This window comes from Modestobacter sp. DSM 44400, assembly GCF_900107175.1.
In the GTDB taxonomy this organism is placed as follows: Bacteria; Actinomycetota; Actinomycetes; order Mycobacteriales; family Geodermatophilaceae; genus Modestobacter.
This window is the reverse complement of sequence record NZ_FNOZ01000070.1, coordinates 1-13,581: the sequence shown is the minus strand read 5'-3', so window position 1 is coordinate 13,581 and position 13,581 is coordinate 1. Positions and strand designations below refer to the sequence as shown.

Annotated in this window: 14 protein-coding genes and 1 pseudogene; 9 read left to right on the top strand and 6 right to left on the bottom strand. The window is 71.4% G+C overall.

The window, feature by feature from the left end; all coding sequences use genetic code 11:
- Window positions 1-272 (top strand): integrase core domain-containing protein (locus BLW04_RS22945; protein ID WP_139306980.1); only part of this gene is annotated, 272 nt, incomplete at its 5' end.
- Window positions 273-613: 341 nt separating this feature from the next.
- Window positions 614-889, top strand: coding sequence for a hypothetical protein (locus tag BLW04_RS22940; RefSeq protein ID WP_091547798.1), 276 nt, complete (start codon window positions 614-616; stop codon window positions 887-889).
- Between the two features lie 152 nt (window positions 890-1,041).
- Here BLW04_RS22940 and BLW04_RS22935 read toward each other — a convergent pair whose 3' ends face one another.
- The 6 genes from BLW04_RS22935 to BLW04_RS22910 form a co-directional block, all read right to left on the bottom strand.
- Window positions 1,042-2,931 (bottom strand): ABC transporter ATP-binding protein, encoded by a 1,890-nt coding sequence (locus tag BLW04_RS22935; protein ID WP_217631220.1) that lies wholly within the window; start codon window positions 2,929-2,931, stop codon window positions 1,042-1,044.
- Window positions 2,928-4,910, bottom strand: coding sequence for an ABC transporter ATP-binding protein (locus BLW04_RS22930; RefSeq protein ID WP_217631219.1), 1,983 nt, complete (start codon window positions 4,908-4,910; stop codon window positions 2,928-2,930). Before BLW04_RS22930 ends, BLW04_RS22935 begins: the two co-directional genes overlap by 4 nt.
- A gap of 79 nt (window positions 4,911-4,989) precedes the next feature.
- Window positions 4,990-5,940: a phosphotransferase family protein gene (locus BLW04_RS22925; protein ID WP_091547796.1), complete on the bottom strand. Its 951-nt coding sequence runs from the start codon at window positions 5,938-5,940 to the stop codon at window positions 4,990-4,992.
- 148 nt (window positions 5,941-6,088) lie between these two features.
- Window positions 6,089-6,493, bottom strand: a complete 405-nt coding sequence (locus tag BLW04_RS22920; RefSeq protein WP_254781901.1) for an oxidoreductase — start codon at window positions 6,491-6,493, stop codon at window positions 6,089-6,091.
- A gap of 159 nt (window positions 6,494-6,652) precedes the next feature.
- Window positions 6,653-8,242 carry an ATP-binding protein gene (locus BLW04_RS29380; protein ID WP_175484233.1) on the bottom strand — a complete coding sequence of 530 codons (1,590 nt, stop codon included), beginning with the start codon at window positions 8,240-8,242 and terminating at the stop codon, window positions 6,653-6,655.
- Between the two features lie 5 nt (window positions 8,243-8,247).
- Window positions 8,248-8,925 carry a response regulator transcription factor gene (locus BLW04_RS22910; protein ID WP_305777672.1) on the bottom strand — a complete coding sequence of 226 codons (678 nt, stop codon included), beginning with the start codon at window positions 8,923-8,925 and terminating at the stop codon, window positions 8,248-8,250.
- A gap of 357 nt (window positions 8,926-9,282) precedes the next feature.
- On the opposite strand from BLW04_RS22910, the gene BLW04_RS27800 reads away from it, so the two are divergent.
- The 7 genes and pseudogenes from BLW04_RS27800 to BLW04_RS22880 all read left to right on the top strand — a co-directional run.
- Window positions 9,283-9,615, top strand: coding sequence for a PepSY domain-containing protein (locus BLW04_RS27800; protein WP_217631218.1), 333 nt, complete (start codon window positions 9,283-9,285; stop codon window positions 9,613-9,615).
- Window positions 9,616-9,685: 70 nt separating this feature from the next.
- Window positions 9,686-10,696, top strand: coding sequence for a DUF1259 domain-containing protein (locus BLW04_RS22900; RefSeq protein WP_139306978.1), 1,011 nt, complete (start codon window positions 9,686-9,688; stop codon window positions 10,694-10,696).
- 202 nt (window positions 10,697-10,898) lie between these two features.
- Window positions 10,899-11,912 (top strand): YncE family protein, encoded by a 1,014-nt coding sequence (locus tag BLW04_RS22895; RefSeq protein WP_217631217.1) that lies wholly within the window; start codon window positions 10,899-10,901, stop codon window positions 11,910-11,912.
- A complete protein-coding gene (locus tag BLW04_RS29260) occupies window positions 11,909-12,040 on the top strand; it encodes a hypothetical protein (protein ID WP_256375507.1) in 132 nt (43 codons plus the stop codon). The genes BLW04_RS22895 and BLW04_RS29260 overlap by 4 nt, the downstream gene beginning before the upstream one ends.
- 250 nt (window positions 12,041-12,290) lie before the next feature.
- A complete protein-coding gene (locus tag BLW04_RS22890; protein WP_091547792.1) occupies window positions 12,291-12,665 on the top strand; it encodes a hypothetical protein in 375 nt (124 codons plus the stop codon).
- A 218-nt stretch (window positions 12,666-12,883) separates the two neighbouring features.
- Complete coding sequence (locus tag BLW04_RS22885; RefSeq protein ID WP_091547791.1) at window positions 12,884-13,081, top strand: hypothetical protein; 198 nt, start codon at window positions 12,884-12,886, stop codon at window positions 13,079-13,081.
- 281 nt (window positions 13,082-13,362) lie between these two features.
- A pseudogene (locus BLW04_RS22880) lies at window positions 13,363-13,581 on the top strand (IS256 family transposase); the annotation flags it as partial.

Below are 13,581 nucleotides of genomic sequence, written 5' to 3'. Positions count from 1 at the left end.
GGGAACTGAGACGTCACGGCGCCCTGGCCAGCATGGGATCGGTCGCGGATTGCTACGACAACGCCATGGCGGAGAGCGTCTTCGCGACCATCGAGTGCGAACTGTTCGACCAGCAGCCACGCGGCCGGTTTGAGACTCGGCGGCAGGCCAAGCTCGCCGTCTTCGACTACCTCGAGACCTTCTACAACCCGCGCCGCCGGCACTCCTCCCTCGGCCAGGTCTCACCCGCTCGTTTCGAGCAGGCGCACACTGCACGAAAAGCTGCGGCCTAATCCGTGTCCGCAGTGACGAGGTGTCCGCGAAAGCGGGTCAACTCCAGGTTCACCCTGGGGCAGGTTTTTGCGGAGTGGGATGTGGCGTTGGGGCCGGGACAGGTGGGCGCCTACCGCAACGATAGCGGCGCCACGGTCGAGGTGTTCGTCGACGGGGGGGCGGTGGACCGGGGATCCGGCCACCGTGGTCCTACGCCCTCACCAGGAGATCGCGATCGTGGTCGCCACTGCAGGGACCAGCCCGGCTCCGCCGCCGTCCTCCTATCCCTTTCCGACCGGACTCTGAATCGCTGTTCGCCGAACTCCACCGCACGGACCAGGCTTCGAGGAGGGCAGAGCGCGTGAAGCATCGCGAGCGCTCCGGGCACGACCGCCGGGCTGGCGTTCTTCCGGGGGCGGCGAGCCCGGACTACGGCTTGCTGACCTCGGTCGCGACTGTCCCCAGCCGGCGGGCCGCCGCGGCCGTCCGCGTCCTGTTGGAGAGCCGTGGCATTCGGTCGAGCATCGCTTTTGCACAGTTCACCGGAAATGCCGGTGAGCCTCGGTGGGACATCCTCGTGTTCTCCGACCAGGCTTCCAGCGCCTATGCGGTGCTGACCGAGCAGCTGGGGACCTGATCGCCGTCCAGCCCTCCCGCTGCGCCATCGGTTCTGGATGCCGACCGGCTTTGCGCCCGCGCCTGACGGGAACAGCTCGCATGGGGCGCTGGGCTCGGTGACCGGGGTTGGGGTGTCCGCTCCGGTCGTCAGCGACACGCCTGCAAGGTAGGTCAGAGCGTGCGTTGCCAGTCGGCGCCGTCCTCTTCCAGGGCAGCGAGGTCGGCGAACTGGCCGCCGGCGGCGATCAGCGCCTCAGGGGTCCCACGTTCGATCACCCGGCCGCCGGACAGGAGGATGACGCGGTCGGCGTCCCGGGCGGTCGCGATCCGGTGCGCGACGGTGAGCACGGCGGTCCCGGTGGGCAGGATGCGTTCGCGTACCGCGGCGCGGAAGGCCTCGTCGCTGGCGCCGTCGATGACCGCGGTCGCTTCGTCGAGCAGCAGCACGGCAGGGGTGGTGACCAGTGCTCTGCTCAGCGCGATCAGTTGGCGCTGCCCGGCGGACAGCTGGGTGCCGCTGCCGCGGGCACTGTCGGACAGCACGGTGGCGTAGCCGTCGGGCAGCGCGGCGATGAAGGGATCAGCGCCGGTGATGCGGGCCGCTTGCCGAACCTGCTCGAAGGTCAGGTGTGGGTCGCCGAGGGTGATGTTGTCGGTGACGGTGCCGCTGAACAGGGTGACGGCCTGGGGAACGTACCCGAGGAGCGCTCGGCGCGTGGGGTCATCGAGTTGGCGTGGATCGGTGCCGGCGAGCTGAACCTGTCCGGTCCAGGGAGTGTGCAGGCCGGCGACGAGGGACAGCAGGCTGGACTTGCCGGCGCCGGTCTGGCCGACGATGGCGAGATGCTCGCCGGGCCGCACGGTCAGCGAGAGGTCGTGGAGCACGGGCCGTCCCGGGTTGTACCCGAAGGTGACGGCATCGAGCTCGACCGCGGGAAAGTCTGGCCGGCCCCGGCCACGGCCGGCGGCGACCTGGCGGGGCTCGGACCCCGGCGTGCTGCCCGGCTTCTCGGCCGGCAGGTTGGGGGGCAGGTCGGTGGGTAGGTCGAGGACGGCGAAGACGCGTTCGGCGCCGGCCAGTGCGGCCTGCACGGTCTGCCATTCGTCGCCCAGGTTCACCAGGGGAGTGAAGAACCGGGCGAAGAGCAGGACGAACGCGGTCAGCGTTCCGACGCTCACCCCCGCCGCGCCGAATGCGTGCCGGGCGCCGAGCCACAGCAGCAGCGCGGTGGCCATCGCGGCGAGCAGGTTGAGCGTGGGGGCGTAGAAGGCGTTGAACAGCACCGATCGGTTGCTCGCCTGCAGCCAGCGCTGCAGCGCCAGCCGGAACCGGTGGTGAAAGGTGGCGTGGCGGCCGAAGGCACGGATCACCTCTACGCCGGAAAGGTCCTCGGCGAGCTGGGCGTTGAGCCCTCCGACCGCGATCCTGGTGGCTCGCTCGGCGTCCCGGACACGGCGGCGCAAAATGCGGGTGACAAGCACCAGCGGCGGCACGACGAGCGCGGCGGCGGCGGCGAGCGCCGGGCTGAGCACGGCCATGGCGCTCGCGACGGTCAGCAACCGGGTCAGTTCGCCTAGCAGCGTGGCGACCGAGGAGGAGAACAGGTCATCGATGGCCTCCACGTCGGCGGTCGCCCGCGAGATCGAGTCCCCGACCGGCGTGCGGTCGTGGTAGCTGGCCGGCAGGACCAGCAGATGACCGAACAGTCGGACACGCAACCCCTTCAGGCTGCGCTGCGCCACCGTGGCAGCGAGGTAGGCGAAGGCGGAAGTCAGGGCGGTGACCCCGATCGTCGCGCCGAGGTAGAGCGCCGCCGCCCCGGCCAAGCCCGCGGTGCGGTGCCGGCCGAGGATGTCGTCGATGACGTGGCGCACCACCAGCGGCGGAACGAGCTCCAGGACGGCGGCGGCAAGCACCATGCCGCCGATCAGCACCAAGCAGGCGCGCCACGGCCGGACCAGTTCGTACAGGTGCCGAGACAGCGGCAGTCCTGGATCGGGGGCCCGGCGGCCCCCGGATCCGTGGGTGGCGCGATCGGGACGAACGGTGCCGGCGGTCACGACCGGCCTGCCGGGCCGGTCGCCGCGGTCGGCTCACGCGGCACTACCGCCGGTTGAAGCGCGGTGGTCGTGTGCTGCTGGGCGCGAAAGACCCGGGCGTACCAGCCATCGGCGGCCAGCAGCGCCGCATGCGTCCCGCGCTCGGCGATCCGACCGGCGTTGAGCACGACGACCAGGTCGGCCTGCGGAAAGGCGGCGAGCCTGCTTGAGCACAGCAGCACCGTCGCCCGGCGTCCGGCCGGTGCCTGCCGTCCGACTGCGGCGCGCAGCCCGGCGACGATGCGGGCTTCGGTGTCCACGTCCACGGCGGAGAACGGGTCGTCGAGGACCAGCAGCCGCGGGACGGCGGCCGGCGCTGCCAGAGATCGGGCCAGCGCGACCCGCTGCCGTTGCCCGCCGGAGATCCGCACCCCGAGTTCACCGATGGCGGTGTGTACCCCGTCGGGCATGGCCGCGACGTCGTCGGCCAGGCGGGCGACGTTGAGCGCGTCGGCCAGCCGGCCGCGGTCGACCGCGCCGATCGGCTGCTCTGCGCCCGCAAGATGCGCGTCGGGCGGCCGCTGCCCGGCGACCGGTAACAAAACGTTGTCCGCGACGGTCCCCGAGAACACCGGATGTCCCTGCGGCAGGTATCCGATCCGGGCACGGTCGCCCGGCGTCCAGTCGTGCGGATCGGTGCCGTCGACGCGGACCTGACCGCTCTCCGGGCGGTACAGCCCGCAGACCAGGCGGGCCAGCGCGGATTTCCCGGCTCCGACCGTCCCGGTCACCGCCACCAACGCTCCGGGCGGGAGATCGATCGTCAGCCGGCGCAGCGCGGGCGTGCTGCCGTGGGGATAGGTGAAGGTGACCTCCCGCAGGCTCACCGCCGCCGGAGGGGCAGCGACTGGCGCCGATGCTGGGGAGCCCTGCGCCGGCCCCCGTCCGCTCGAGTGGAACGGGGCAAGTCCGGCCACGCGGTCCGGGCACCAGGAGGCCCACCGCGGCTCATCCGCCGCTGGAGGCGGAGCGCTCAGCAGCGGTGCGAGTCGTGTGTAGGCGGCGGTGGCGGCCTGCACCCGGTTGGCCATCTGCGGAATCCGGAAGGCCCGTGCGGTGAACCGCCCGAACAAGCCCAGGAAAGCCACCAGGCCGCCGACGCTGAGCGCGCCAGCGGCGACGCGGTGGCCGCCCAGCCACAGGATCGGGACGACGCCGGCGCTGACCAGCGTCGTGTAGACCGGTGCGAGCAAGGCCTGCAGCCGGGTTTCGGCCAGTTCGGCCCTGGCCTGGCAGTCGGCCAGCTCACGCAGCCGGGCGGTGTAAACCGCGGCCCGCCCGGAGACACGCAGCACGCGCAATCCGGCCAGTCCCTCCTGCACGAACGCGGTCAGCGTGGCATTGGCTTCCCGCGCCCGCAGCGTGCGCCGGGCCACCTGCGCCCCGACAACCTTGCTCAGGCCCAGAGCGACCGGCACCGGAAGGAGGGCAAGAACGCCCAGGGTCGGGTCGATGGCCAGCATCGCTACGGTGAGGGCGACCGAGAACAGCAGCGTGTCCCAGGTTTCGACGACGACTTCGCCGACGCCGGTGCCCAGCACCTCGACATCCCCGACGATCCGGGCCATGACCTCACCGACCGAGGTGGTGTGCAGCCGTTCGACCGGCCAGGACAGCACGCCCCCGAAGGCGTCGGCGCGCACGTTCGCCCGGATCCGGTTCTTGCACACCCCCAGCCAGTAGCGCTTGCCGATTCGGGGCAGCTCGGTGGCGGCGGTTCCGGCGATCAGCAACAGCACCGCCCCGGTCACCGCCCCGGCCCCGGCGTGGTCGCGCTCGTGGGCCAGCACGGCATCGACGGCCCGGCCGAGCAGCACGGCCGGCAACACCACCGCAGTGTTCATCACGATCCCGCAGACCGAGCCGACGCTCAGCAGCCCGGCCACCTGCTGGGCGTAGGGCCGCATCGCGCGCCACACCCCGGGTGCAGGGACCGCCACCGATGCCGCCGCGGTCCCTGCTCCGGCCTGGGCCCCGTCGGATGGCGGAACCAAGACGCTCACCGGGCTGCCTTGGGCGTCACAGGTCGTCGAGCCGGAGACGGATGTCAGCGGCGGCCGCGGCGACGTGGGCCGGGCGGCCGGCGACCGCGGCCAGATCGGCGTGGATCATCGCCACCGTCCACACCGCCTCCCACACGGGGCCGGCGGAACGGCCGTCGAGATAGCAGTCGCGCAGGACGATGCGGTCGTCCGGGTCCGGCCAGGACCGCAGGTCCAGCGCCGGATGGGAGGCATAGGCATCCCCGAAGTCGATCAGCCCGGTGAAGACCCCGGCATCGTCGGTGAACACGTGGGTGAGAGCGGGGTTGGAATGCAGCACGACCGGGTCCTGCCCGAGCCGCACCGGAAGCGCGCCCAGGGCGCGACCGGCGACCTGTGCCGCCGGAACCGGTAGCGCCGCGCTGCGCGGCCGGGCATCGAGGTCGTCCACCAGGTCGGCGAAGCCGAGCGCCAGCCGCCGGCGCAGGGCGTCCGCGTCCTCGTCGACCGGCAGCAGCCCGGCAGGTAGCAGCCCGGGAACATCCAGCGCATGCACCAGCCGCAGCACGGCAGCGACCTCGGCCAGCACGGCGCGGCGGGCCGGACCAGTCAGCGACCGGGTGCCGACCGGACGACCCTTGACCCGGCTCATCACCAGGAACTCGACCGGGCCGTGAGCGGTCTGGACCCGGTCGTGGCCGAACACCGCAGGAACCCGACCGGCGAGCGGACCGGCCAACGCGGTGAGCAGCGCGGCTTCCTTCGCCAGGCTGGTCCGCGGCCGGAGCCGGTGCGGCCGCTGAACTTTGACCACCACCCCGCCACCGAGCAGATACGCGCGCGCCTCACCCCCGGACTCGTCGACCCGGTCCACGGTGAAGACCGGGATGTCGACCGGCAGGTGCGCCCGGGCAAGGGCGAGTACCAACGCCTCGGGCAGCACGGGATCGGGTGCATCCGGTTGGAGGTAGATGTCGGCGCGCCCCATGAAGCCTTCCTTCGGTCAGCAGAAGATGTCACGTGCCTGAGGGGTCGTTCGGGCGTCATTCACCCAGGCCCTACCACCGGCCCCGCCGACCCCGCACGGATGTGGCACCCGCGCCCAGGGGCAGCAGCCGGGCGTCGGGCTCTCTGGCTCAGGCGCCGCCGCCCGGGGGCCGCGAATCGTCACCGGGAGGTCGACGGAAACGGCGCATGGAGGCCGGATAGCCCAGAATGCTGGCGTCGTAAGCCGGAACGCCCAGCTCATTGGCCAGCCGCCGGGCGACCGCGGGAGAGCCCACCCGCCGGCGAATCCACTCCCCGTTGAAGGCCACGGCCACCGCCGTGGTGTCCGTCGCCGTGGTCTCCGGTTCGACGTAGAACTCCACGCCGTTCCGGGTGGCCACGAAACGGCGCAGATCGTCGAGGTCATCGGGGGTTGCCTCCCGATCGAGCAGGCTCTGATAGCCCCCGCGTCGGGCGCGGATCGCCCGCTGACTGTCCAATCCGCCCCCGGCTCGGCCCCCGAAGACCCGCAGCACGAAGCCTCTCCACCCCATGGTCCGCTCCTTGTCGCCCAGGAGTCGGCGCACGACTGCACCGACCAACCTAGTCAATGTAACCGCGGTTGCACAAGACCTGCCGGTCTCCCGGGCAATGCGCTCCTCGGAGCACCGTTGACCCGGGTCGCGCGGACCCGAGTGCGCGTCCGGTCAGGGTCAGGCCGGGGGGATCTGTGATCGAGTGACGGCTGAATCCGGATGAGCCGGATGGGAAGGGAGGTGGGCGCCGGGCAGGGTGAGGGTGAATGCGGCGCCGCCGGTGGGCCGGTTGCCGGCGGTGATGCTGCCGTCGTTGCCGGAGAGCAGGCTGGCGGTGATGGCCAATCCCAGCCCCGCTCCGGCGTCCGAGCCCCCGGTGCGGGCGGTGTCGGCGCGCGTGAAGCGCTCGAAGGCGTGGGACAGGAAGGCGGGGTCGAAGCCGGGTCCACAGTCGGTGACCTCGATGATCGCGGCGCTTCGGTTGCCCGGATCAGCCGCCGCCGACTCGGAGCGGAGAGGTTCAGCCGCGGAGGTGGTGAATTCCTGCACGGATGGACGGCCGGCGAGGGCGGTGATTGTCACCGGTGGCCGGCCGTGCCGCAGGGCGTTGTGCAGCAGGTTGCTCAGGGCGCGGTCCAGGTCGTCGGGGTCGGCGTAGACGGCCAGGTCCGCGGGGCACTGGACGGTCACCGGCGTGGTGGTCGCGGTCGGCGTGAAGCGGGCGGCGAGGGAGTGCAGCAACGGCTGCAGCAGGATCGGCTCGCGCAGCGCAAGTGCGGGGAGCCGGCCGCCGTCGGCCCGGCCGCGGGTGGAGTCGATGCGTGCAAGCAGCAGCAGGTCCTCGGCCAGCCTGGTGAGCCGGTGGGTCTCCTCCAGCGCCGAGTGCAGGGCCTCGCTGAGCTCCCCGGCGCTGCGGGGGCGGGCGGTGACCAGTTCCAGTTCGGTGGTCAGCAGGCTCAGCGGTGTACGCAGCTCGTGGCTGGCGTCGGCGATGAACTGCCGCTCGCGGTGCAGCGCGTCGTGCAATCGGGTCAGCATGCCGTTGAGGGTGTGTCCCAGCCGGGCGATCTCATCGTTGCCGGGCGGCACCGGCAGTGGGTCCAGGCGGCCGTCGGAGGTGACGGCGGCGGCATGGGCGCGCATCCGCTCCACCGGCCGCAGCGCCGCCGCGGTCAGCAGATACGCCCCCGCCGCGGCCACTGAGAGGATCAGCGGAAAGGTCGTGGCCAGCTCGGTGCGCAGGTCGGCGAGGGAGGCGTTGTGACTGGTCAAGCTGACCGCGACGACGGCGACGCCGCCCCCACTGGAAAGGGGCACAGCTGCCAGTCGAGCGGGGCCGGACAGGCCCGGGACGCTGCCGCGCTCTGCCCGCCACGGCCCACGTCTGGCCTGGGCGAGTTCGGTGGTGGTGAGCAGCGACCCGTCCGGCGGAATCGAGCCCGGGGTCAGCGACCCGTCGGGCGCGATGACCTGATGTGCGTTGGACGGCAGTGCACCGAGGTCGGCCGTTCGCGGATCCCCGGCCGCCTGCAGCACCTGTAGCTGACTGTTCACCGATGCGTCCACCGCCTCGTCCAGCGCGTCGCCGAACCGGGTCACCGTCGCGACGGCGACACCGATCATGAGCAGGGTCATCGCTGCGGTGAAGGCCGCGGTGAGCCGGACCCGCAGCGGCCACCGCCGGGGTCCGGCTATCCATCGACGCCCGGCGTCCTTCCCGGATAGCCGGCGCCGGCTGGGCCGGCGCAAACCGGTGGCCGAGCCCATGGCCCTCATTGAGGGGGCCGCCCACCGTCGGGTCGCATCCGGTAGCCAACGCCTCGCACGGTCTCCAGGGCGGCAACTCCGAACGGCCGGTCGATCTTGTCCCGCAGTGCGCGGATGTGCACGTCGACGACGTTGGACCGCGACCGGTAGCCGGCATCCCAGCAGTGCTCAAGCAGGACCTCCCGGGGGATCACCACACCGGGGCTGCGGAGCAACACCTCCAGCAGCGCGAACTCCTTGCCGGTCAAGACGATCTCGCGCTCCCCGCGCCAACAGCGGCGGCTGGCCGGATCCAGCCGCAGCTCGCCCGCGGTGAACACGGCCGGACGTTGCACCGGACCGCGCCGAATCAGTGCCCGCAACCTCGCCAGGAGCTCGTCGAAATGGAACGGTTTGACCAGGTAGTCATCGCCCCCGGTGTCCAGCCCGGCCACCCGGTCAGGCAGGCCGTCGCGCGCGGTGAGGAACAGCACCGGAGCCCACGCGCCGCCCGCGCGCAGCCGACGGCACACCTCTAACCCCGACATCCTCGGCAGCATCACGTCGAGCACCACCACGTCATAGCTGGTGCGCGCCGCCACCGCGTAGCCGCTGGCGCCATCACCGGCCACATCCACGACGTACCCCTGCTCGGTCAGACTGCGGCCCAGCAGCCGCGCCATCTTAGGTTCGTCCTCGACCACCAGTACGCGCACAACCCCTCCCGCCTCCGCTCGCTCCCGATGGCCCGCACCCCGTTCCGATCCCCTCGAAGGTTCGAGCTGTCTTCATCAACTCTTCACAATCACCGGGTACCACTGTTGATGCAACCACGGTTCCATCGCATAGGAGAGGTGATGCGCACGGCGTACCACCCGACTGGCGCCCCAGCTCGCCACGCGCCGGCCGGAGCCCAGGAGCCCTCCCCTGCACGTGGCGATCACAGGCCGCCTGCCGAGGCCGCCCGCCGGACGCGCAAGAGCAGCAAGCCGACAGTCCAGCCCAGCCATCGCCTCCCCGAAGAGGGCAGATGGGCAAGGAACCCGGAACAGGAGCTCAACGTGAACAAGCGAACGAAGATCGGCCTCGGCCTCGCCGGTGGGTCGCTGGTCGCAGTGCTCGCCGTCGGCGGTGTCGCCGCGGCCAGCGGCGGTGAGGACGGCGGAACGGACAGCGGCGCGGCCGCGGATCAGGCCCGGTCTGCGGCGCTGGCCGCAGTACCCGGCGGCCAGGCCCGTGCGGTGCGTCAGGAGTCCGATGAGGGCAACGCCGCCTACGACGTGCAGGTCACCAAGCCCGACGGCAGCCAGATCGACGTCCAACTGGACCAGGGCTTCCACGTCGTGGGCACCCAGCCGGCCGGACAGGGCGGCGACGACGGCGACGACGGCTGACCCCGCCGGACCACACGAGCACCGACGACCACACCCCGCCGCGCACGACGAACAGAACGGGACGCCCCTGATGCCTTCCAGGACACGCCGCGGACCAGTCGCCGCGACCGCGCTGATCGCGCCACTGATGATCGCCGTGGCCGGTTGCTCTCCCAGCGCCACCACCGGTCCCCAAGCCGCCACGGTGCCGCCGAGCGCCAGCTTGACCGCACCGGACACGACCACGCCGCCCTCGCCGGCGCAGCCCCCTAGCGCCAGCGCCGCCGACTGGACCGGCGTCGGACAGGTGTTCGGCCGGCCAGGCGTCTTCAAAGACGGCCTCTACACCCTGTCCTTCCCGCGCAGCGACCTGGCCGTGAAGGTCGGTTCTGTAACGCTGAAGCCCGCGCTGTCCACCACGACGTCCATCACGTTCTACGGCAGCCCACAACAGGCCATGGTGATGGGCGACCTAGTACTCACCGAAGACGCGCGGCAAGCGGTCCTGACGAAGCTGACCGGCAGCGGCATCGAGATCACCGCGGTCCACGAGCACCTTCCGGCGCACAGCCCCACCGTGTGGTGGCACCACATCGAAGCCAGTGGCGATGCGGTCCAGATCGCCACCGCCCTCAAAGATGCCCTCGCCGCCGGCACCACTCCCCTGACCACGCCGAGCAGCCCGGCTCCGCAGAACACCGCCCTCGACGGCCTGGACCCCGCCGTGCTGGACAAGATCATGGGGCGTGTGGGCACCACCGCGGGTGGTGTGCACAAGTACGCCCTCCCTCGGCGGGACACCATCACCATGGGCTCGGCACCCGTGCCCGCCTCCCTGGCTCAGACTGCCGTGGCCTTCCAACCGGTCGGGGACGGCCGCGCCGCGGTCAACGGCGACATCGTGATGACCGCCAACGAGGTCCAGCCGGTCCTCACCGCGCTGCGCAACGGCGGCCTGGACGTGGTGGAACTGCACAATCACATGCTCGATGAAACCCCGCGCCTGTTCTACGTCCACTTCTGGGCCCTCGACGACGCCACACGACTGGCCACAGCACTGCGGGCAGCCATCGACAAGACAAACAGCCAACCGGGCGCCTGACCACAGTGGATACGGGACGCAAACGCTCGCCCAGCACACTGGGCCAGGAACCAGGTTGCCGCCGACGTTCAACGTGGGCCGGGCATGAAGCGCTCGTTGCGATCATGCAACCGCGGTTGCATCATCGTCTCATGCCGCTACATCCACCCGGTCGGATCGGCCGACGGTAATGCTGCCCCGGGCAGGAGCTCGTCGTCGACCCGTGCTGATCCTCGTGGGCGTGCTCGCGCTCGCCGTCGCGATCGGCGTGCCTCTGGTCCAGCGGCTGACCAGGCCGGCGAGCGAGGCGCTGCCGTTGTCCACCGTGGCCACCGTCGCCCTGCCCGGGCGCGACAGCCGGTTCGACTACGCCGACTTGGATGCGGGCGCCCACCGACTCTTTCTCGCGCACATGGGCGACGGGACGCTGCTGGAGCTGGACACCCGGACCAACAAGGTGATCGCGACGGTGGCCGACCTGCCCACCGTGACGGGCGTGATAGTGGTACCCGAACTGCACCGCGTGTTTGCCAGCGCCGCCGGCGCCGGCCAGGTCGTCACCATCGACGAGGACACCGCCACCGTGCTCGCCCGCGCTCCGGCCGGCAGCTTCCCCGACGGCCTGGCCTACGTGCCGACCACCGGACAGGTCTGGATCAGCGACGAGGACGGCGGCGCCGAAACAGTCCTCGACGCCCGAACCGGCCAGCCCGTGGCCACCGTGCCACTGGGCGGAGAGGCCGGCAACGTCCGCTACGACCCGGCCGGCGACCGGATCCTCGTCGACGTGCAGACCGCCAACCAGGTCGCCGTCATCGATCCGCACACCCGGACGATCCTCAGTCGCGCTCCTGTCCCGGACTGCGACCACGACCACGGGCTGCTCGTCGCCGACGGGCGCGCGTTCGTGGCCTGCGACGGCAACAACAAGCTCCTTACGCTCGCGCTGCCCGGACTGACGAAGCTGGGCGCCCTCGACGTGGGAGACGGGCCCGACGTCCTGGCCATCGACCCGGCCCGCCGGCTGCTCTACGTCGCCGCCGAATCCGGTGATGTCACCACCGTTGATCTCCGGCCGGCTGCCGGTCGGGTGACCGGCCGCGCGCACCTGGCCGACAACGCTCACGTCGTCGCCATAGACCCGACCACCGGTCGCGCCTACTTCCCCGTCCCCGACACCGGCGCCGGACATCCCGGCCTGGTGATCACCGCACCCAGCCAGGAGACACACCCATGATTCAGACGACCATCCGTCGCCTTGGCGCATTGCTTGACCGGTCGCCCGTGGCGCAGGTTGCGCTGCTCATCTTCGCGATGGTGGTCGCCATGCTGCTCGGCGAGTACACCGGCCTGTTCGGCGCCTGACCGAGATGGACCGGCGTCAGCCCACGGCCCGAGGAAGCGGGTTCACGGGGTCGCCTGCAACAGCCGGGCCCCTCCCCGCGCTCGGGCGCTGTTTCCCCGGTCCGGCTTCCGCATGCTCGCCTGCTGAGCCGTCCTCGGGCAGCCTTCCCTCGCCGCGCCACCGGCGCGGTGAGCCACAGCGCCATCCCCGACCGTGGCGGCCGCGCGCAACGATGCGGCGTCACATCCGCCCGATGACGAGGACTACGTGATGAACGCACCGCTCGCTGAAGCCGCCGGAACCTTCGGCGTCGGGCACATCGCGATCACCGCAGCGATCACCGCCGTGCTGGCGCTCGCTGCCGCGGCGTGGCGGCTCCCGCGGGGCATGCTCATCGAGCAGCTCGCCGTCGCGGTCCTCGCCTTCGCTGCGGTGCTGCTGTGGCGCCTGTCGGCAAACATGCCGCAGCTCAACAACGATGGGCTGCCCGGGTTCTCCGCCAACGACTGGCTCGCCCCCGTCCTCACCTACATCACCCTGTCCGGCTACGCCGACCTCCACGCGCCAGCCGACCCGCGCCGCTTCGCCCAGACCCGCGCCCTCGCCACCATCGCCGCGCTCATCGTCAACGTCGTGACGATCTGACCCATCACGCGGTCTCGGCAGTGACGACGAGCCGGACTGCATACCACCGGCAGATCGATGCCACGACGGGCCCCGCCCGGGTTGATCCCCCGGAACGGCACCTCGGCACCGCGGTTGTGTCGGGCAGGGCACCGCCGCCAGGTGCGCCCGGAAACCGCCCTTCCGGAGGGGCCCGGTCCGTCGTCCCGACGCGCCGGGTGAGCAGTGTCAGACAGCCTATGCATGCCGGCAGACGCACCGACTGGGACTTCGAGAAGCTGCGTCGTCGCTCCAGCAGGTCGTTGCGCGACACGTCGGTGGACCGGGTGGAGGAGTTGTTTGAAGGGGAACTGCTCGAGCACGCCCGCGACACCGTGCAGGCCGCCTATGCGGCCCTCGATCACCGGCACGAAGCGATGCATAGCGTGTGGACTTGACGGGGCCAGGCGTCATGACGCCCGTGGCCGACCTGGTGGCTGCCCTTGAAAGCCCGAATCCAGACGCGGCGTTGGCCGCGCTCGTTGGTCGTGATCTTGACTCCAAGGGCTGGCAGACGGTGCACCCGCGAACAGCCGCCCCCCGTCCAAGCGCGGGACCGCCTCACGGGGTTGAGGTTGTCCCGGGTCTCGTGGAACTTGAGGTGGCGGTCCCCCGCCCGCACCGGCCGTGAGGTAGGTGTTGGGCGTCCGCCAAGACACCATCCGAACAGGGGACCGCCGTGAGCAAGACCTACCAGAAGACCAAGACCGACACACCCGACGCCCCCAAGGTGGCCGTGCCCGAGCGGGTGAGCGTGGCGATGGCTGAGATCGCCGAGTCGATGCAGGAGGGACTGCTGGCCCTGGCGGTCGGCGCCGGGATGCAGGTGATGAGCGCGCTGATGGAGGCCGACGTGTCCGCGTTGGCCGGTCCGAAGGGCAAGCACAACCCTGAGCGG

Bases quoted from the DNA above. Each gene is read 5' to 3' on its own strand.
- BLW04_RS22925 (WP_091547796.1), bottom strand. From the start codon at position 5,940: ATGGGGCGCGCCGACATCTACCTCCAACCGGATGCACCCGATCCCGTG.
- BLW04_RS22920 (WP_254781901.1), bottom strand. From the start codon at position 6,493: ATGGGGTGGAGAGGCTTCGTGCTGCGGGTCTTCGGGGGCCGAGCCGGG.
- BLW04_RS29380 (WP_175484233.1), bottom strand. From the start codon at position 8,242: ATGGGCTCGGCCACCGGTTTGCGCCGGCCCAGCCGGCGCCGGCTATCC.
- BLW04_RS22900 (WP_139306978.1), top strand. From the start codon at position 9,686: ATGCCTTCCAGGACACGCCGCGGACCAGTCGCCGCGACCGCGCTGATC.
- BLW04_RS29260 (WP_256375507.1), top strand. From the start codon at position 11,909: ATGATTCAGACGACCATCCGTCGCCTTGGCGCATTGCTTGACCGGTCG.
- BLW04_RS22890 (WP_091547792.1), top strand. From the start codon at position 12,291: ATGAACGCACCGCTCGCTGAAGCCGCCGGAACCTTCGGCGTCGGGCAC.
- BLW04_RS22885 (WP_091547791.1), top strand. From the start codon at position 12,884: ATGCATGCCGGCAGACGCACCGACTGGGACTTCGAGAAGCTGCGTCGT.